The sequence below is a fragment of the Engelhardtia mirabilis genome (genome assembly GCF_007748095.1).
Lineage (GTDB): Bacteria > Planctomycetota > UBA1135 > UBA1135.
Genome location: NZ_CP036287.1, coordinates 6,606,203 through 6,625,672, shown reverse-complemented (window position 1 = coordinate 6,625,672; position 19,470 = coordinate 6,606,203). Strand labels below are relative to the sequence as shown.

At 69.4% G+C, this 19,470-nt stretch carries 14 protein-coding genes; 11 read left to right on the top strand and 3 right to left on the bottom strand.

Features of this window, described 5'->3' with window-relative positions:
- The first annotated feature begins 15 nt into the window (after positions 1-15).
- The 5 genes from Pla133_RS24400 to Pla133_RS24380 all read left to right on the top strand — a co-directional run bounded on the left by Pla133_RS24400 (position 16) and on the right by Pla133_RS24380 (position 5,809).
- A complete protein-coding gene (locus tag Pla133_RS24400; RefSeq protein ID WP_145070247.1) occupies positions 16-1,308 on the top strand; it encodes a bifunctional folylpolyglutamate synthase/dihydrofolate synthase in 1,293 nt (430 codons plus the stop codon).
- A complete protein-coding gene (locus tag Pla133_RS24395; RefSeq protein WP_145070245.1) occupies positions 1,302-1,814 on the top strand; it encodes a DUF6812 domain-containing protein in 513 nt (170 codons plus the stop codon). The genes Pla133_RS24400 and Pla133_RS24395 overlap by 7 nt, the downstream gene beginning before the upstream one ends.
- A 265-nt stretch (positions 1,815-2,079) precedes the next feature.
- The gene (locus tag Pla133_RS24390; RefSeq protein ID WP_145070243.1) at positions 2,080-2,604 is read left to right on the top strand and encodes a hypothetical protein; all 525 of its coding nucleotides are present in this window, start codon (positions 2,080-2,082) and stop codon (positions 2,602-2,604) included.
- Between the two features lie 173 nt (positions 2,605-2,777).
- The gene (locus Pla133_RS24385) at positions 2,778-4,727 is read left to right on the top strand and encodes an FG-GAP repeat domain-containing protein (RefSeq protein WP_145070241.1); all 1,950 of its coding nucleotides are present in this window, start codon (positions 2,778-2,780) and stop codon (positions 4,725-4,727) included.
- Between the two features lie 155 nt (positions 4,728-4,882).
- Positions 4,883-5,809, top strand: a complete 927-nt coding sequence (locus Pla133_RS24380) for a hypothetical protein (protein ID WP_145070239.1) — start codon at positions 4,883-4,885, stop codon at positions 5,807-5,809.
- A 92-nt stretch (positions 5,810-5,901) separates the two neighbouring features.
- Here Pla133_RS24380 and rsgA read toward each other — a convergent pair whose 3' ends face one another.
- Positions 5,902-6,915 carry a ribosome small subunit-dependent GTPase A gene (gene rsgA / locus Pla133_RS24375; protein ID WP_145070237.1) on the bottom strand — a complete coding sequence of 338 codons (1,014 nt, stop codon included), beginning with the start codon at positions 6,913-6,915 and terminating at the stop codon, positions 5,902-5,904.
- A 62-nt stretch (positions 6,916-6,977) separates the two neighbouring features.
- Here rsgA and Pla133_RS24370 point away from each other — a divergent pair, with 62 nt between their 5' ends.
- The 4 genes from Pla133_RS24370 (at position 6,978) to Pla133_RS24355 (ending at position 12,855) form a co-directional block, all read left to right on the top strand.
- A complete protein-coding gene (locus Pla133_RS24370; RefSeq protein ID WP_419191926.1) occupies positions 6,978-7,727 on the top strand; it encodes a TrmH family RNA methyltransferase in 750 nt (249 codons plus the stop codon).
- Positions 7,728-8,446: 719 nt separating this feature from the next.
- Positions 8,447-9,205, top strand: coding sequence for an ABC transporter ATP-binding protein (locus Pla133_RS24365; protein ID WP_145070232.1), 759 nt, complete (start codon positions 8,447-8,449; stop codon positions 9,203-9,205).
- 10 nt (positions 9,206-9,215) lie between these two features.
- Entirely contained in the window at positions 9,216-11,585 is a 2,370-nt protein-coding gene (locus Pla133_RS24360; RefSeq protein WP_145070230.1) for an ABC transporter permease, read from the top strand.
- Positions 11,586-11,595: 10 nt separating this feature from the next.
- The gene (locus Pla133_RS24355) at positions 11,596-12,855 is read left to right on the top strand and encodes an efflux RND transporter periplasmic adaptor subunit (RefSeq protein ID WP_145070228.1); all 1,260 of its coding nucleotides are present in this window, start codon (positions 11,596-11,598) and stop codon (positions 12,853-12,855) included.
- Positions 12,856-12,998: 143 nt separating this feature from the next.
- Here Pla133_RS24355 and Pla133_RS26760 read toward each other — a convergent pair whose 3' ends face one another.
- The gene (locus tag Pla133_RS26760) at positions 12,999-13,175 is read right to left on the bottom strand and encodes a hypothetical protein (RefSeq protein ID WP_419191925.1); all 177 of its coding nucleotides are present in this window, start codon (positions 13,173-13,175) and stop codon (positions 12,999-13,001) included.
- Between the two features lie 1,258 nt (positions 13,176-14,433).
- Between Pla133_RS26760 and Pla133_RS24350 the strand changes: the two genes are divergently transcribed.
- Positions 14,434-16,026 (top strand): peptidase associated/transthyretin-like domain-containing protein, encoded by a 1,593-nt coding sequence (locus Pla133_RS24350; RefSeq protein ID WP_145070226.1) that lies wholly within the window; start codon positions 14,434-14,436, stop codon positions 16,024-16,026.
- Between the two features lie 404 nt (positions 16,027-16,430).
- Positions 16,431-17,750 (top strand): replication-associated recombination protein A, encoded by a 1,320-nt coding sequence (locus Pla133_RS24345; RefSeq protein ID WP_145070224.1) that lies wholly within the window; start codon positions 16,431-16,433, stop codon positions 17,748-17,750.
- On the opposite strand, the gene Pla133_RS24340 is transcribed toward Pla133_RS24345, so the two are convergent.
- On the bottom strand, positions 17,716-19,269 hold the full coding sequence (locus tag Pla133_RS24340; RefSeq protein ID WP_419191924.1) for a DUF1565 domain-containing protein: 1,554 nt from the start codon (positions 19,267-19,269) through the stop codon (positions 17,716-17,718). The two genes, Pla133_RS24345 and Pla133_RS24340, sit on opposite strands and share 35 nt — an antisense overlap.
- Positions 19,270-19,470 lie beyond the last annotated feature (201 nt).

The window sequence follows — 19,470 nt, the reverse complement described above, 5'->3', positions numbered from 1 at the left end:
CGAGCGCCCCACCCGATGCCGACGCCGCTCCCCTCTGTTCGCGCCGCCCTGGACGCCCTGGTCGATTGGGAGCGTCGCGACCGCGATGCGGGGATGCGCGTGGACGTGGGGCCCATGGCGGACCTGTGCCGGCGGCTCGGCGATCCGCAGCGGGACGCGCGCGTCGTGCACGTGGCCGGCACCAAGGGCAAGGGCAGCCTGTGCGCCCTGGTCGACGCAGGCCTGCGCGCGGCCGGCTGGCGCACCGGGCGCTACGGCTCGCCCCACGTGGAGCGCATCGAGGAGCGCGTCTGCATCGACGGCGAGCCCGTGGATGGCGCGGACTTCGACGCCTCCCTGGCGCGGTCCCTGGCCGCCCGCGAGCAGGCCCTCACCGAGGGCACGGCTGCGACCGACGCCACTTGGTTCGACGTGGTCACGGCCACTGCGTTCGATCGCTTCCGCGCCGAGGGGGTGGATTGGTGGGTCGTGGAGTGCGGCCTCGGCGGGCGCTTGGACTCGACCAACGTCGTGGGCGGCACGGTCTGCGCGATCACTTCGATCGACCTGGAGCACACGGCGGTCCTGGGTCCGACCCGGGCCGCGATCGCCGGCGAGAAGGCCGGGATCCTGAAGCCGGGGGCGCGGGCGGTCGCAGCCCTGGCGGAGCCCAACGGCTTGGCCGGGGACGACCCCGCCGCCGTGGCGGTGGCCGCCCGCGCCGCCGCCCTCTCGGTGCCGGTGCGCTGGGCGCCGCCCACGGCCGCGACGATCGGCGAGCGCAATCGGCACCTGGCGGGGATCGTGCTCGAGGAGCTGGGACGCGCGGGGCATCGCGACCGGGCCGGGTCGCGACCCCTGGGGGCCTGGGCCCTCGAAGGCGTCGAAGCGCCCCTGCCCGGGCGCCTCGAGCGCTTCTGTTTCGGCGGGGTCCCGGTGGTGCTGGACGGGGCCCACGTGGCCTCCAGCCTGGAATTGGTCGCGGACGAGCTGCTGGCGGATGCCTCCCTGCCCGGTCCCGCGGTCGCCGTGCTGGCCCTGGGTCGGGACAAGCGGGCCGAACCGTTGCTCAAGGCCCTGGCTCGCGTGGCCGATAGGGCTGTCTGCACGTCTGCGGGGTCCGGTCGCCACCTCCCTCCGGAGGAGCTGTCGCAAATGGCAGCGGCGGCAGGACTCGGGGTCGAAAACGCCCCGGACCCGCGGGCTGCTCTCCACCAAGCCGCCTCCACCGCGCGCGGCCGTTGGGTCTTCGTCGTCGGCTCCCTGCACCTCGCGGGGGCCCTGCGCCGCGAGCTCGCCGGCCCGACCGACCTGCGCACTCGATGCTGACCATCGTCTCGGACCTGTTGCTGACCGACGCCTTCCTGATCAAGGGGCGCGTCGAGAACAAGTACGCCCGTTTGAGCCAGATGCTCGACGAGTACCGGCGCTACTTCCTGAAGGTCCGTGACGCGACCCTGATCGACCTGGGCACCCGGGACCGCATCGAGACGCCGCTCCTGCACGTGAACGTGGACGAGATCCTCGTCGCCCACGAGTTCCTCGACTCGACCACCGACCCATCGATCGCCCGCCTGGCCGGCGAGCAACCCGAGCCCCTGCGCCGGGTGCGCGTGTTCTACACCGGCAACCTCAACGTCGAGCTGGCCGGCGAGGTCCGCCCCGGCGCCTACGAGGTCGACGATCGATCGACGCGCCGCTTCTTCGTGATGAACCGCCCCGAGATCCGCGGCATGGACCTCACGGGCGACCGGGACCTCGAGACCCTGTCGAAGCTCGACTACGTGGTGCTGAACAAGACCCGGCTGTCGTACCTGTACGACTTCGGGGGCTGAGCGCGCGGACGGTCCGCCGAGCGGATCACGCCCACTTCGAGCGATGTCGTTGTTCGGGGCGCCGCCCCGCCCGTCGCATGGGCCCCGGAGCTTTGATCCGGGCTCGAATCGCGATCGGGGTCTGATTCGAACGAGAGAGCTGCCGTAGGGTTCGAGTCGCACCATCGCCCAGCTCCCCGTCGGATCTAGCGAGCGCTCGCAGCCCATATCGACGGCGAAGTCCGCCCCGAGTCCGTGGAGCCGACATCGATTCGGAGCGCGCCCCATGAGTTCGGAGTGGATCAGCCTCAACCTCGTCACGATCCGACAAGGGCCCCTGCCGGAGCTCGAGATCCTGCGCGGCGTGCTCGCCGAAGAGGGAATCCAGAGCACGATCCCCGACGCGACCATCAAGCTCTGGGACCCGTTCATCACCGGGGCCAACTCGTTCTCCTGCACGCTCCAGGTTCCGCTGGCGCACCGCGAGCGCGCGCTCGCGACCCTCGAGCAGAACGACGCGCAGGCCCGGGATGCCCTGCACGAGATGGGGGACCGCGAATGGGCGGGGTCCGAGGACGAGCCCACCGCCGAGGACCAGCGCCAGGGCGAGCTGTCCGCGGTCGGCCGGCGCATCTGCTGGGCGGTGCTGTTCGGATTCACCCACCCCTTCGCCATCTACTGGGCCCACTCCGACTTCAAGCAACTGCGCTCGGTCGAGCGCCGACCGCAGGGGAAGTCCTTCGTGGTCCTGGCCCTCGCGGCGATGGTCGTTTCCTGGTTCGCGTGGGGGTTCAACTTGTTCGTGGCGTGACCCGGACCTTGCCGTCGGGCGCGCGACGGGGATTTGGCGCGGGCTGATGGTCCGGTCTTTGGACCGGGGGCAGTGCGCCGCGGTGGCCAGTATCGGGATCAACCGGCGCTGGCGGTGGCGCCACCCCTTTCGCCCTAGCATGCAGGCGGTCTGGTTTTCTTCCGAGTATCGCCATGCAGAACTCCATCCGCCTTTTCGTTACCGGTGCGTTCGCCCTCTCGATCTTCGCCGCTCCCCTGCACGCGCAGGCCCTGAAGGTCGGTGACCTGGGCTGGTCATTTGTCGGGACGTCTTGCTCGTCGGGGACAGTGAGCGCAGAGGTCATCCACATCGTCGGGCCGGACCACTGCCCTTGCTCCGGCGGTGAGACCGCAGCCTTCACGACCACCGCCAACTTCGACGGTACGGTCACGGCCCACGTCGCGTGGGACAACCAGGACTCGGGGGTCCACTACGACTACCCGATGTTCGTGTTGAACGGGGTCGTGTCGAAGGTGCCGCTGCCTCCCAGTAGCCAGTTCGACTGGCCCAGCGGGCACTTCGACCTCGTCTTCGAGGTGAAGGCCGGCGACGTCTTCGGACTGGGCGTCGGCAGCACTGATTGTTCCCTCGGACCAGGTGTGGCCGATTGGAGTCAGTTCGAGTTCCTGCCGCTCGAATGGACCGACGAGGGCGGTGGATTGGATCCGCGGCTGGACCTCGCGGTGGCTGATCCGGGTTCCGGCTTCTACTTCGCGAACGACGTCGTCGCGATGGGCGACCTGAACCAGGACGGGGTACCGGACGTCGCGACCTCTGGGCCGATCTCCGCCTACTCCGGCGCCGATGGCTCCCAGCTCTGGACGAGCGCGTACACCAGCGGTCTCTTTGTCCGTTTGGTCAACGCTGGCGACGTCGACGGCGACTCCGTCTCGGACCTGTGCGCCGTCTTTCAGAGCTCGGAGCTCGCGGTGATGCTGTCGGGGCAGACCGGCGCACTAATCTGGTCGACGGGTTTCCAGGTCGGCGAGAAGTACGGCCAAAGTGTGGCGACCTATGCGGATGTCGACGGTGACGGCGCGCTCGACGTGGCCGTGGGGTCGGGGTTCACCAGCGCCGCGATGCCCGTGCGTATCCAGTCGGGAGCGACGGGCGCGCTACTCCAAACGATCACGCCGGCACCCGAGGACCTCGGCTTCGGCTACACCCTCGGAGCTCCCGGCGACATCGACGGTGACCTCGTCGGCGACCTGATGGTCGCGAACTACCTCGGCGGACCGGTGCGGGTCTACTCCGGCGCCAGTGGCGCCGAGTTCCTGCAGCTGCTCCCCACCGGCACCTCCACCAACAAGTGGTTCAGACCCGCCCTCGCAGGCGCAGGTGATTGGGACGGAGATGGCATTCGCGATCTTGCCGTCGGCTCCAGCACCGGCGCCCTGACCGACGACACGGTCAAGTTCGGCCACGTCCTGGTCTTCTCAGGGGCCACCGGCATTCAGTTGTCTGCCGTGGCCGGCCCGGAGTATGGGTCGGGTTTCGGGGATTCGCTGGTCGGGGGAATCGATGCGGACGGGGACGGCTCGCCCGACTTGGTGGTCGGAGGCGAGGGGATTTGGGGCTCCGCATCGGACGCTCCAGGTCGGATCACGGTGATCAGCCCGCCCAACGGCGCGGTGCTGCAGGAGTACACCTTCGAGGGCGGCCACCTGGTGACCGACGTCGACTGGGTGCAGGGGCCGGCCGGCCCACAGGTCGTCGCCGGCGTGCGAGCGACAAGTGGGGAGTCGTCGGTGCGCCTGTACTCGGACTTCAACCATGCGGCTGGAGAGCCGCGCCTGCGCTGCTACGGAACCCTGACGCCCGGATCGCCCGTGGTGATGCGGATCGAGAACGGCCTTCCCGGCAACCCTGCGCTCCTGGCACTGGGCCTCTCCAAGATCGACCTGCCGATCCTGGGCGGCCTGCTGGTGCCCTCGCCGGACACGATCATCCCGCTGGTCTTGGACCCAGCCGGCAGCTTCGAGCTGATCGCGCCGTGGACCTTCCCGGCAGTCGTTGGAACGGGCCTCTGGGCCCAAGCCTGGATGCCCGATCCCACCGGGCCGGCCGGATGGTCGGCGACGAATGCCCGGTGGAGGGCTTAGCGGAGCGGCAATCAGGGGGGATTGGGCTGAGATCTGTGAGAAGGTCGGTTGCGTCCCGCGCGCGCCTTCGATTGAGTCGCGTCAGTATGTCACTTGTCCCTCGTTTCTCTCACTGGCCGCTACGTCTACCGCGACGAGTCAACCAGCGTGCTCGAATGAAGATGCAAATGTTCAGCGCTAGCGTCCTGATGTCGTTGTCGGTCACCGCCTCCGCGCCCGCACCGCAGTCTGCTGCGATCGGAAAGTCGTTCTTCGAGGCTCTCGTAGTCGCCGACAACTTGCGAATGTCCGTGTATGGGTCACCCGAACACAACGCTCTCCATGTGCAGGTGAAGGAGAGGGCGGGCGAGTCGGATCCGTGGTTCGCGTGGGAGGAGCGTTTCGACGTGGCCTATGCGCTCCGCGCGGCCACGGTGGTGCCGGGTCAGGGGCTGCTCGTGGCGGGGCAGGTGCTCCGGACCGGCGAAGATGTCGTGGAGTTCTGGGCTCTCCATGGGAACGAAGGCTCCTATGAGCCTCGACTGACGTCTGGCGGGCCAGTGCCGACCGGTTCTCCGTTGGCTACCACCTCGACGGTCACCGCCCGGGTGGTTGGAGGTGGCGGGGTCTATCTGCCTCCGATCGTTCGCGAGCCTTCATTGACCGCCACCCGTGTCGAGCTCTTCAGGGGCGTGTTGGGTTCAGGTATCGAGGAGCTGGCTGCTGACCCGGAACTCCGGTTCTTCTTCGCGTGCACGACCGCAGGTGCTCTGGTGCGTTTTGACGTGACTCCCGCGGCCGTTCTGGCGGGAACGATCGCTCTTCCGGTCGCCGGCAGCGCACAGGAATCGCAGATGTTGATGAGCAGCGTCGAGTCCTTGACGATTCGCGAAGCGCCAATGCTGGGCCGCCTGCTGACGGCGACCGTAGGGGACTATTGGTTCATCTGGACTGATGGCGCCAACGATGGCTACTTCGAGGGCGTTTGGTCGGGTTCCCTCGCGGAGGCCGCCTCGATCGGCTTCGAGTACGGGCCGCAGCATTCGGAGGATTTCGTCATCGCCCTCGATCCGACGCACCCGATCTACTCCGCGTTCGAATAGAGCGCGGATCTCGGTCGCGCGACGTCTGTGTTCTCCGCGTTGAAGTGTGAGTTGGGGGGGCGGTCGAGCCTTGCGAGGGCTGATCCAGGACACTAGCCCTCGCTCTCCTCCCCCGTCTCCCCGTACGTCGCCACGTCCTCCGGCGGCGGGGCGAGCTCGTCGAGCATCTCGACGTAGCTGAGGTAGCGGCTGGTCGCCAGCTCGCCCGCCTCGACGGCGTTGACCACGGCGCAGTCCGGCTCGTGGTCGTGGGCGCAGTTGGGGAAGCGGCACTTGGTGTTGTAGGGGGCGAAGTCGGGGAACAGGTGGCGCAGTTGGCCCTTGTTCAGGCCGTAGAGGCGGAACACGCGGATGCCGGGGGTGTCGACGACCCAAGTGTCGCCGTCGATCGGGATGGCGCGCGAGAAGGTGGTCGTGTGCTTGCCCTGGGACCAGAAGCGGCTGATCTTCCCGATCTTCAACTTCATGCCGTAGAGCTCGTTGATCAGGGTCGACTTGCCCACGCCGGAGGCTCCGTAGAGCACCGTGGTCTTGCCGTCGAGTTTGGCGCGCAGGCGCTCGAGACCCTCCCGCTTCTCGGCGCTGGTCTGGATCACCTCGTAGCCGGCTCGCTCGTAGGTCTCGACGATCCCCTCCACGTCGCCGCGCGCGTCCAGGTCGACCTTGTTGAGCACGATGCTGGCGGGGATCTCCTGCCATTCGCAGGCGGCCAGGATGCGGTCGGTGCGGTTCGACGAGAACCCGGGCTGGCCGACCGAGGCCACGTTGATGAGTTGGTCGACGTTGGCGAACAGGATCTGCTCGCGGGGGTCGTGGGAGGAGCTGACCTTGGACAGGTAGTTGTCGCGCGGCAGCACCAGCTCGACCCCGGGCGGGTCGCCGTCGAGGGACACCGCCACCCGATCGCCGACGGCCACCGGCGTGCGCACCTCGCCCAGCTCCTCGAACAACCGCCCGCGGGGCGCGGCTTGGATCACCTCGCCGTCGATCAACACGTGGTAGACCCGCGCGTCGCCCCGCAGGACTCGACCCAAGCGCGTTCCGGCCGGGAGCTGAGAAAGGATCGTCTGCTCGTCGGCGCGCTCGGGTTCGGGGGCCTGGGTCATTGGCGCATTCTAGGTGCGCGCGTGGGCGCGGAGGTCCGCGCTCGGCGGCTATGCTCGCGGGCGTGATCGACCAGGAGACCATCCGCTCGCGCTCGAACCCGGCCATCAAGCGGTCGCGCGAGGTGCGCGCGGGCAAGGTGCCCGATCGGGTGCTGCTCGAGGGCGAGCGTCTGGTGGCCGACGCGGTGGCCAGCGGTCTCGAGCTCGAGCTGATCCTGGTCGCCGAGGACTACACGCCCGCCCCGGCCCTGGCGGCCCACCCGGCCCTGCGCCGGGCAACGACCGAGGTGATCGAAGCCGCCAGCGATCTGCGAACGCCGCCCGGGGTCCTGGCCATCGCCCAGGCGCCCCGCCTGCGACCGGTGGCCGAACTGACCGTCGACGCTTCGACCCTCGTGGTCGTCGTGGCCGGGATCGCCGACCCCGGCAACCTGGGAGCCTGCGCGCGGGTGGCCGAGGCCGCGGGGGCCAGCGCCCTGGGCTTCTGTGGCGCGGGCGCCTCGCCGACCGGCTCCAAGGCCCTGCGCGGATCGATGGGGAGCCTGTTGCGCCTGCCCCTGCTCCAGGTGACAAGCCCCGACGAGCTCGCCGGCCGCGGCCTGCGCCAGGTGCGCGCCGCCACCCGCGGGGGCCAGGACTATCGCTCTTACGACTGGCGCGGCCCCGTGGCCCTGTGGCTGTCCGGCGAGACCGGCGAGTGGTCACTCGACGGCGACTTCGACCTGGTGTCGATCCCCATGGCCGGCGCGGTGGAGTCCCTGAACGTAATGGCGGCGGCGACGCTGCTCGCGTTCGCCGCCGCCCGAGTCTGACAATCACAGGGCAACGAGAAGTCGCAGGGCAAACGGGCCCCCGACCCGGGGAATCGGGTCAGGGCGGGTCCACAGGAGTGATCGAGGTGTGAAGGCGCGGCAAGGCGCCTGCCCACTCGACCGAGGAGGAAGTGGAACCCGGGCCCGTGGGAACGAGGTCGCCGGGAGCAGGGAGGCTCGAGCCGAGTGGGCTGCGGTCCGCGATCGGAACCGCGCCAAGTCGGCCGAGCGAAGCACTGCGGTGGTTGCCGGCGGCCACCGGGCCTGTGTCCCCAGGGTCAACCGACGCCGAAGCGTCAGTGATCTGTGTGAGTTGGAAGCCGGCGGCGTTGCCGGCGACCAACGCAATCGGTGTGGCAAGCACCTGTCCGGCAGGGATCGCCGGGCAGGGCGGGAAGCTGTGGGAAACTGCGGGGGCTTTCGAGCGCAAGGGCATCCTCGGTCGGTGCGAGGGAAGGGGTTCCATCGCGGCGCGACTTCGATCCTGATCCACGGCGCGCGGCGTGTTCCGTTGAATTTCAGTTTCTGCGAGTGAGCCTCGGCGAAGACACGGGCGACGGCGTTCGAGTTGCGTAGGCGATCCCGCGTCGAGCTCCCGCGACGCACACAGGTCCGAAGCGGGTGTGCGCGCGAGCCATGCAACATCGCGCGCATCGCCGCCTTCGGGCCCACAGACTTCCCGCGCCGCGGTCTCTCCCCGCCGTAGACTCCGACGCGACATGGCAAGCGACCCTCGAGTCCGGAATCAGCCGGCGTCGACTCCACCATCGGCCGGCGCCGCGGTGGTGCGCCTGCGCGGCGTGTCGAAGCGCTATCAGATGGGCGCGACCGTGGTCCACGCCCTGCGCGGGGTGGACCTGGACCTGCTCGCGGGCGAACTGCTGGTGCTGCTCGGGCCTTCGGGCAGCGGCAAGTCGACCCTGCTCAACATCCTGGGCGGCCTCGACGTGCCCACGGAGGGCGAGCTCACCTACGGCGACCACGACCTGACCGGCGCCGGACCCGACGAGCTGACCGAGTACCGCCGGCGCCACGTGGGCTTCGTGTTCCAGTTCTACAACCTGATCCCGAGCCTCACCGCGGTGGAGAACGTGCGGCTGGTGACCGACATCTCCGAGCACCCCATGGACGCGGCGGCGGCCCTCGACCTGGTCGGCCTGTCGGAGCGGCTGCACCACTACCCGGCGCAACTCTCCGGCGGCGAGCAGCAGCGCGTGGCCATCGCCCGCGCCGTGGCCAAGCAGCCCCAGTTGCTCCTGTGCGACGAGCCCACCGGAGCCCTCGACGTGAAGACCGGCGTGCTCGTGCTCGAGGCCCTGCACCGGGTCAACCGCGAGTTGGGCTCCTCCACGGCGATCATCACCCACAACGAGGCCATCGGCTCCATGGCCGACCGTGTGGTGCGCCTGCGCGACGGTCGTATCGCCTCCGTCGAGCGCAACGCGACGCCGGCGCCCCCGTCCGACATCGCCTGGTAGAGCACCACCCATGCGCGCCCTGCACCGCAAGGTCCTGAACGACGCCCTGCGCCTGCGCGGGCAGTTGGTCGCGATCGTGTTGGTGGTGGCCTGCGGCGTGGCGATCAACGTCGGAATGCGTTCGACGATGAACTCGCTGCTCGAGGCGCGGGCGAGCTACTACGCCCACACGCGCTTCGGCGATGTCTTCGCCACGTTGGTCCGGGCGCCCGAGCGCGTCGCGCGCCAGCTCGCGGAAATCGAGGGCGTGGTCGTCGTGGAGACGCGAGTCGTGGCCGCCGCGACCCTCGACGTGGAGGGCGCCGATGAGGTCATCAGCGCGCGCCTGGTCTCCTTGCCCGATCGCGGCCGCCCGGCCGTCAACGACATCGCCCTTTCGGCCGGCCGGCTGCCCGAGCCCGAGTCCGCCGACGAAGCGGTCGTTTCGGAGGCCTTCGCCGAAGCCCACGGGCTGCATCCGGGGGACTCGCTCACCGCGTTGATGGATGGCCAGTTGCAACGACTGCGCCTGGTCGGCGTGGCCAATGCCCCTGAGTACACCTACGCCCTGGGGCCGGGCTCCCTGTTCCCCGACGACCGCCGCTTCGGCGTGCTGTTCCTGCGCCGCGCGCCCCTGGCCGCCGCCTTCGACCTGGAGGGCGCCTTCTCGGACGTGTCCCTGCGCCTTGCGCCCGACGCGCGAGTCCCGATGGTCCTGTCGCGCGTGGACGAGCTACTCGAGCCCTACGGCGGCATCGGCGCGGTGGCGCGCGAGGACCAGGTCAGCGCCTTCTTCCTGGCCAACGAACTGATCCAGCTGCAGACCTTCTCGCGCGCCCTGCCGATTCTGTTCCTGGCCGTCTCGGCGATGCTGCTCAACGTCGTGCTCGGTCGTCTGGTCGCGACCCAGCGGCCCGAGATCGCGGCGCTCAAGGCCCTGGGCTACCGCGACCGCGAGGTCGGCTGGCACTACGCCGAGCTGGCCGGCCTGGTGATCTTCGGCGGCACGCTCTGCGGCGTCCTGGTGGGCGCGCAGATCGGCGGCTGGATGACCAACATGTACGGCGACTACTACCGCCTGCCGACCTTGAGCTTCCAGCTCGGCGCACGCGAGGTGCTCGAGGGCACGGTCGCCGCCCTGATCGCCGCCGGCGTCGGGACCTTTGGCTCCGTGCGGCGCGTGGTGCGCCTGCCCCCGGCCGAGGCCCTGCGCCCGCCGGCGCCTCCTGTCTACCGCGCGACGCTGCTCGAGCGCCTGGGGCTCGACCGCGCGGTGCCCACCGCCGCGCGCATGGTGCTGCGCGAGCTCGAACGCCGGCCCGGGCGCGCGCTGCTCTCCGCCGCTGGGATCGCGGCGGCAACGGCCCTGGCCATCGCCAACTCGTTCACCCTCGACTCGATCAACTTCATGTTGAACGTCGAGTACGGCCTGTCCAAGCGCGACGACGTGCAGGTCGCCCTGGCCGAGCCGCGGGACCTGGGCGTGCTCTCGTCCCTGCTGGACCTACCCGGCGTGCGACGCGCGGAACCCCTGCGCACGGCGCCGGTGCGTTTCATCGCGGGCACGCGGCGCAAGACCACGGCGATCACGGCCTGGCGCCCGGACAGTGAGCTGGTGGCCCTCTTGGACCGCGACCTGGCGCCGCTCGAGCTGGCGCCCGGCGGTCTGATCCTGTCGCGCAAGCTGGGCGAGCTGCTCGGCGTCGGCGCCGGCGATCGGGTCGAGGTGGAGGTGCTCGAGGGCCGCCGGCGACGCCTGGAGCTGCCCGTCGCGCGCCTGGCCGAGACCTTCGTGGGCATCGGCGCCTACGCGCCTCTGCACGACCTGTGTCGCTGGCTGGGCGAGACCGAGAGCGCCAACGGCGCCCTGCTCAGCGTCGACGGCGCACAGATCGACGCGCTGCACGCAGCGATCGAGAACACGCCGCTGATCACAGGGTTGGTCGAGCGCGACGCGGTGCTCGCCAACGTCCGCACGATGCTCGACGAGAACCTCGGCACGATGCTGACGATCACCATCGGCTTCTCCCTCGCGATGGCCTTCGGGGTGCTCTACAACGCCGCGCGCATCACCCTGGCCGAGCGCTCGCGCGACCTGGCCAGCCTGCGCGTCTTGGGCTTCCGCCGCCGGGAGGTCGCCGCGATCCTCGTGGGCGAGCTGGCGGTGCTGCTGGTCCTGGGCGTCGTCATGGGCCTCTTCGCCGGCCGCGGCCTCGCCGGCCTGCTCGTCCGCACGCCGGGCTTCGACACCGAACAGTTCCGCATGCCTCTGGTGATCGACCAGGGGACCTACGCTCTGAGCGCCGGCGTGGTCCTGGCCGCAGGGGTCGCCTGCGCCTGGTCCGCCCGCCGGCGTCTCGATCGCGTCGACCTGGTCGACGTGCTCAAAGCTCGCGACTGATCCCGTTCCCATGACTTTCCTGCGCTCACTCCTCGCCCATCGCTGGCCCGTGCTCGTGGTCCTGTTGCTCCTCGCCGCCCTGGCTTGGAAGGCCGCGACGCCGACCTCCGTGCTGGTCGACCTCGGAGAGGTCCGGCGCGGCGCCCTGCGCGTCACCGTCGACGACGACGGCCGCACGCGGGTGGTCGACCGCTTCACCCTCGCGGCGCCGATCGCCGGCAGCCTGGTGCGCGTGTCCGTGGATCCGGGCGATCCCGTGGTGGCCGGCCAGACGCCGCTGGTGCGCTTCCGCCCCGCGGATCCGAGCCTGCTCGACGCCCGTGGCCTGGCCCAGGCCCGCGTCCAGGTTGAGCGCGCCAGCGCCGCAGCGGGAACAGCGCGCACCGCCCTCGAGAGTGCGATCGCCGACCGCGACTACGCCGCCGCCCAAGCCGAGCGGATCGAAGCCCTGGCCGCCAAGGGCAGCGAAACCCCGGAATCCCTGGAGCGCGCGCGTCGCGACCTGCGCCAGGCGCAAGCCGCGGTGTCGGCGGCCGAGTTCGGCCAGCGCGTGGCGGCGTTCGACGTGGCCTTGGCGCGCACGGCGCTGATCGGAACGCCGGACGAATCCAACCTGGCCCTGGAGGCGGGCGGCCTCGAGCTGCGCGGCGTGGACCGCGACGGCGAGGGTGAGTTGACCCTGAGCTCGCCGGTGGACGGCGTGGTGCTGAGCGTGCGCGAGCGCAGCGCGCGAGCCCTGCCGGCCGGCGCACCGATCCTCGACGTCGGCGACACCACGGCCCTCGAGCTGGTGGCCGACTTCCTGACCCAGGAGGCGGTGCTCGTGGAGCCGGGCATGGAAGTCCTGGTCGAGGGCTGGGGCGCCACCGACGCACCCGCCCTGCGCGGCGTCGTCCGCCGCGTCGAGCCCAGCGGCTTCACCAAGGTCTCGGCTCTCGGCGTCGAAGAACAGCGCGTCAACATCCTCGTCGATCCCACCGGCGACGCCGCCGCCTGGTCGTCCCTCGGCGACGGCTTCCGCGTCGAGCTGCGCGTCGTGATCTGGGAAGCCGACGACGTGCTGCAGGTCCCCGCCGGCGCCCTCTTCCGCGACGGGGGCGAGTGGGCCGTCTACGTGGTCGAGGGCGACCGAGCCCGCCGCCGCCGCGTCGAAGTCGGCCGCACGAGCGGCCTGGCCACCGAGATCCGCTCCGGCCTGACCGCGGACGAGCGCGTCGTGCTCTTCCCCAGCGAGCTGATCGAGGACGGGACGCGGATCGAGTCCCACTGAGCCCGGGCCCCGCAACCCACGCCACCTCGGTCCGGCTGGCTCGCCCCCGTCCCCACGATCGATAGGCGCGTTTCCGACCCCGCCGTCGAGCAGTTGCGCGGGAGCGCGCGAGCGTGCCCAGTGCTCTGTGGCCGGCCAGCCAATCAGTCAGAGATGGTCGGATCGTTGTTCTCGCCCTTCAGGAGGCGGATGACGATCTCGGTCATCGGGCGGGCGGAGCAGCGCTCGGGGACATCGGGCTGCGCTGCCGCCGGCTCCTCACCAATCGGCCTGCGGCCGCCCTCCCAGGAGCCGGCCTGCGAAGGGCGGATCTCCTGCACCCTTCGTGGAAAACCCGAGGCCCCAGAAGGCCCCCCTTTCTGCAATGCCCCCCTGGGCGGCCTCTCAGGACCCCAGGATGGGTGCGCGGACCGCGGACGTCCGGTTCGACCCCTAGTCATTCGACGCTCCTCCGGATCGCGGACCCTCCCAAGACCTCTTCGACGGGCAAGGACCACCGCATCCGTTCGTCCAAGGCTGTCCTCCTCTCCGGCTGCCCCGGCCGCGGCGAGCAGCGGGTCGTCAGGCGGATGCGGCTAGGAACTATCCATCGAAGGAGCTGGGGATCCAGAATCTGTGGAGACCCAATCTAAGCCACAGCTATGGGTTAGGCCCAGGCCCAGGCCCAGGCTCAGCGCTCTCGAACTACAGAGCCAGCCGCGCATCCGGGGGAATCGAAGGTGCTATAACCCTTGCTCCGACCCCGCCGCCTCTCACCCACTGAACGTCCCGGCGAGACCTGATCTGTGCCCTTCGGCTCCCACCGATGGTGCAGAAGAGCGATCTTCTTCAAGCTGAGGTGGACGTGTCGGCTGCGCAACACTCTCTCGGGGGGCACCGCGGATAGGTGCTTGCCATTCCATGATTCACCTTCAAGCGATCACTGGTCCCATGATTCGTCAGGCCGTTCTTCTCGCGCTCGCGGTTTCGCTCGTAGCCACGCTTGCCAGCTCTCAGCTTGGCCAAGGAAGCGGTGAATGTTTCGGCCAGGTCACGATCACACAGGGCAGCCCGAACTTCGCCATGCCTTGCACCCCGAACGGCTGCGATCCGACGGACTGCGCCTTGAAGTTCATTCCTCCGATCCCGAACACCAAGACCGTCGAGTGCGCATGCGGCGGAGTCGTTTCGGACTGTTGTCATGTGAAGGTAGTGCTCGTTCCCGCCCAAGAACCGGTTCCATTTGGAGTGGGGCGGTGCAATCCGGAGATCGCTGAGTGTGCAGGCGGGACTTGCGCGTTCTCCGCAACTGTCACCGGTACGGAGCCAATAGTGACGAAATGGAAAGCGTGGTGCACGGGCGAGCCAGAGTAGCTCCATTTCAACGACGATGGACGCGATGGGCCGTTCCTTCCAATCCGTATTGAGAGCCCAGCGAGAGATCGCTAGCGACGCCTCTGCACCATGAACCTACGGCCCACAACCACTTGGATCGCACTTCTAGTGTTCGCAGCGCTACTGGGGTTGACCGCATACCTCCGCGCGCCATCGGCGGGGCGAGCGCCATCGAAACTGCCGGCACAGGTCAATGATCGCCGATTGAGTCGACCTCAAGGAGACGAGGTTGTGGAAGTTCGCCTTCGGGGGCGGAAGGCGATCCACCTGCCTGACGAGAGTGAATCGCCCAAGGCTGTTCCGAGGGAGAGTTCGACCATCCTTGTCACGGCCGTCACGTCGAGTGGCGGCGCCTGGAGGGATGCGGCGACGTCAGCGCTTGCGGTTGACGGGTGGCTAGAGCTCGGTACCACTAGCGCTGCCGGGACGATCCAGGTCGAGGTCTCGGAAGGCACAGAGGTCCAGGTGAGGGGAGGGGGGCTATCCGCCACCGCGGTCGTAGAGGCCATTCATCTGAGCCAAGGTGCCCTGACAGTCGTGGGAAGGTCAGGGGGGGCTGTGGCTGGAACCGTCTTCTTGAAAGACGGTTGGGCAGCCATGTCCGGCGTGATGGTCATGGTGCGGGAGGTGGACCATGGAGGGGTGGTGCCCCCTTGGACGGAGCTGTTTGACGGCGACGCACAAGGCGCGGGGCACGGCTGGCACTGGACCAAGACCGCGACGGACGGATCTTTCAGTATCTCTGGGATTCGAGATGGGAGCCGCGTCGTTGTCTATGCAGCGGGAGCCGGCGTCGCTGGGCCATCGGATGGCTTCCTGATCGATGAGCTTAACGGTCGCTCCGATCTGGAGCTGGCAGTGGAAGGCGTCGCGTCGGTGGACCTGGTTCTCGTCGATAGTTCCGACGTCCCACTCGAGCTCGGTGGGCGCTCCCCCTATCTCCGCCTTGGAGATCGGCCTGATCAGCACCTAGGTCGGGTCGTTCGTGGGGACGACGTGCCCTCGCTCTACTTGGAGAAGGAACTTGGCTGGGATGCAGTGCCCAGGTGGTCACGCCTCTGGATGAGGTCAGTGCCGTTTGGCGTTCCGGTAACAGACGTCGATGTCGAGATTGAAGTACCTGGACTCGAGCTGGCCAAGACTACTATCGACGCTCTTCCTGTCTGGGTTGGGCCCAACGAACATCGAGTCGTGATGCTCGGGGCGGGACCGAGCTTGTCGTGGATAGAGCTAGAGGCCCGCGACGCAGGCGGGGACCTTCTCAGTGGAGGACTCTTGGCATTCGGTGAGCTGCTGCTCGTCCCCGCGGATGGGAAGCCGCTCTTTCTCCACGTACCGCCCGACAACACGGCCAATCCCGTGCGTTTCGACGGCGTCGCGGCCGGCGAGTACACGTTTTCGTTCGACTCTCATATGAACGACCTTCGGCTTCCACCGGCCGGTGAGCTGCCACGCCCGATCACGGTTCACCCGACAAGTGGGGCGGCGATCACAATCGTCGCCCCTCGACTCGGCTCCTTGCTTGTTTCGGCGACCACCGGTTCTGATGGCGCTCGGTTCGGCGGCGCCTTTACCGGGCACTACACGGAAGAGTGGAATGTTGTGTCTACCGACGAGGGCCTTTCCTTCAAGGATATGCGAGTGGTCATCGACTACGAACCTCCCTACCGCGTCGAGGGGCTGAGCCCAGGTCGCTACTTGCTCAAGCCTCAGCGAGGGACGTTGAGCGGTGACATCTTCGTGCCATTCGAGATCGTGGCCGGGGAGACGACGACGCTCGAGCTCGCGCTCAAGTGACGGCCCCCACGATTCGGACTAGAGCGCTGGTCGAGGCGGGCCATCCACCTGTGTTGGATTACCAGGTACGGCCAGAGAGCGTGGTGCGAATCCGGTCCCCGAGGACGGTTTCGATGATTCGGAGCAAGGCCTCTCGGTAGATCGACGACGCCGCCAGGCTCGAGTACGCCGCCGCGGCGGCAATGGCGGACAGCGGAGCGACCTGCTTCGATCGGAGGTGGCTCGTTCGGCTGATTCGCACCGTCGCCAGCCGCCCGATCGCGTGCTCCAATTTGACGCAACTGGCTGTTCTGCACCTGTGGTGGAAGCCCTGGGGAGCTGAGAAGGCCAGCGTCGCCGGCCGCCGCCACTTGCCGCGCCGAAGCCGGCGTCGGCGCGGGCTGCCCGACGTAGGCTCTCCCGCTATGGCCGGACTGTTCGAAGACGACGAGCCCGCGGGTCCCGACGCGCTGGCGCCGGCGCCCGCCGACGCGCCCCTGGCGGAGCGCATGCGGCCGCGTTGCCTGGCGGAGGTGACCGGGCAGGGGCACCTCCTGGAAGAAGGCGGCGTGCTGCGCACGATGCTCGAGGGTGGACTCGAGCAGAGTCTGATCCTGTGGGGGCCGCCGGGGGTCGGCAAGACGACCCTGGCGCGCCTCGTGGCGGCGGCGAGCGAGCACCGCTTCCAGCCCTTCTCGGCGGTGCTGTCGGGGATCGCCGACATCAAGCGCGTGATGAAGGAGGCGGAGGAGCGGCGTCGGCGCAAGGGCTCGCGGACCCTCTTGTTCGTCGACGAGATCCACCGCTTCAACAAGGCGCAGCAGGACGCCTTCCTGCCCTACGTCGAGAACGGTGACATCCTGCTCGTGGGCGCGACCACCGAGAACCCGAGCTTCGAGGTCAACTCGGCGCTCCTGAGTCGCGCGCGGGTGCTGGTGCTGGAGCCGCTGACCGTGGCCGACATCGTCGGCCTCCTGCGGCGCGCGATCGACGATCCCGAGCGCGGCCTGGCCGGACAGCTCGTCGCCGTCGACCGCGCCCTCGAGGAGCTGGCCCGGGCGGCCGACGGCGACGCGCGCCGGGCCCTGACCCTGCTCGAGACCTGCGCGCTCCTGGCCGGACGCGGCGGCGAGTTGACGCCCAAGGTCCTGGCCCGCGCCATCCAGCGCAAGCAGGTCGCCTACGACAAGAGCGGCGAGCAGCACTACGACATCGTCAGTGCGCTGCACAAGTCGATCCGCAACTCGGACGAGGACGCGACCCTCTACTGGCTGGCGCGCATGCTCGAGGGCGGCGAGGACCGCGACTTCCTGATGCGGCGCCTGACGCGCATCGCGGTCGAGGACGTGGGCCTGGCCGACCCCCGCGCGCTCGAGCAGTGCATCGCCGCCTGGGAGACCTGGCGCCGCCTGGGCTCGCCCGAGGGCGAGCTGGCCATCGCCCAGGCGGCGGTGGTCCTGGCCCGCGCGCCCAAGAGCAACGCCCTCTACAAGGGTCTGGCCGCCGCGATCGAGGATGTGCGGACGACCGTCAACCAGCCGGTGCCCCTGCACCTTTGCAACGCCCCGACGGGGTTGATGAAGGCCCTGGGTTACGGCGAGGGCTACCGCTACGCCCACGACGACCCGGCCGCCCGCGAGGAGATGGTCTGCCTGCCGCCGGGCCTGGTCGGGAGGCGCTACCTCGAGCCGCCCGACCGCGATCCGCCGCTCACGGAGCGAGCGTCAGATCGACCCGATTCGTGAGCGTCTCGTCGAAGCCGTTGTTGGTGTAGGCCTGGGCGAACAGCTCCAAGCCGATCAACACCGGATCGTTCGGGATCGCGATCGCATCGACGCCGGTGACCGTGCCCGCCGACAGCACGAAGGAGCTGCCCAGGTCGATCAAGACCGCTCCGCTGGGCCCGAAGGGCACCTGGGCGGTGCCCAGCGAGGCCAATAGGGCGTAGGCGCTGGCGGCCGGCGCGCTGGTGGTGAAGGTCGCCACCGTTGCGATCTGCGCCGTGCCGGCCAGGTCCAGGTGCCCCGGGTTCCACTCATCGAAGCCCATGTCGACCCGCGCTGTACCGTCTCCGTCCCCGTCGATCAGGCGCGGGTCGAGGTCACCCTCGAACAGGTCCGCCGGGGCCTCGCTCGGGTTGCCCGCGTCGATCAGGGGCGAGCCGACCTGCAGGTGGAAGTCGCCGTTCGCGGCGTCCACGAACAGCGGGTCCACGTGGGTCACCCCGACCCCGAAGACTCCCGCGGGGAAGTTCGAGTACTGGATCGAGACCACGTTGATCGGGTCCACGTCGAACCCGTTGCCCCACAGGATGCTGCTGCGGGAGAGGACCCACACGTCCGCCGGGTTCGAGCCGACAGCCTGCACCGCGGTGAGGTTGCCGGCCACGGTCGAGCGGTCGAGCTGCAGGTTCGCGATGTCCGAGCCGTAGAAGGCGATCTGGTTGCCGGACAGGATCGAGTCGCGCAGGGAGATGTCGCCGACGCCGACCCCGCCCGCCTCCAGATTCCCGAAGGCCTGGGCGCCGACGGTGCAGCCCTGGATCCGGGAGCGGAGCAGCACGATGCCCGCCCCGGCGCCTCCTCCGCCCAGGGTCGCCAGGCCGTCGGCGTTGACGCCCACGGACCCGTCGAGCACGAGGCAGTCGCGCAGGTAGATCGTCGCGCTGCCGCCGCCCGCCGCGAACGCGCTGGCGCCCGTGAGGCAGCGCTCGAAGCGGCAGCGGTCGGCGGTGACCAGGGCGAAGCCGAAGCCACCCGAGGCCGAGATGGCGTTGCCCGGCGTGTCGAGGAATTCGGCGTCCTCGACCGTGGCTTCGACGCCCCAGATCGAGCCGGTGACGCTGACCCCGACCCGGTCGAAGGTGATCCCGCGCAGGTCGACCGAGTGGGCATCCGTCGGCACGGGGGTCCCGAACCCATTGACGGCCAAGGCCCCGCCTGCGCCGTTCGAGCGCACCACGGTCACGCCCACGCCCTGGCCGATCAGCTCGAGGTCGTCGACTACCGGTACCGTGATCGGAAAGACCTCGCCCGAGGCTTCGCTGAACTCGCCGGGCAGCAGGAAGACCGAGTTCGGACCCGCGGGCAACTGACCCATGGCGTGGGTCAAGGTCTTCCAGGGCAGCGCCTGCGATCCATTCCCGCTCCCGTCGTCGCCACCGACGGGATCGACGAACAGGGTGTCGGCCCGGGCCGTGGAGGCGCCGAGGACGGCGAGGAGTCCGAACGCGGCGGAGAGGGGCGAGGGGAGAGTCAGGTGCATGGTGAGACGGCCTCGTGTTGGGGAAGGCACAGGAGCTTTCAATTGCTCACTCGATCGTGCTCCTTGATATCCGCGCCAGTTCGGTGTGGGGCCGCGGAGCGCGAGAATCCTCGGTGGCCCGCTCGAGGTCCCACTCCAGGCCAGCCGTGGGGCCTGACCTCGACCCATCTCCCGAACGCGAAGCGCGCCCCGGGGAACGAG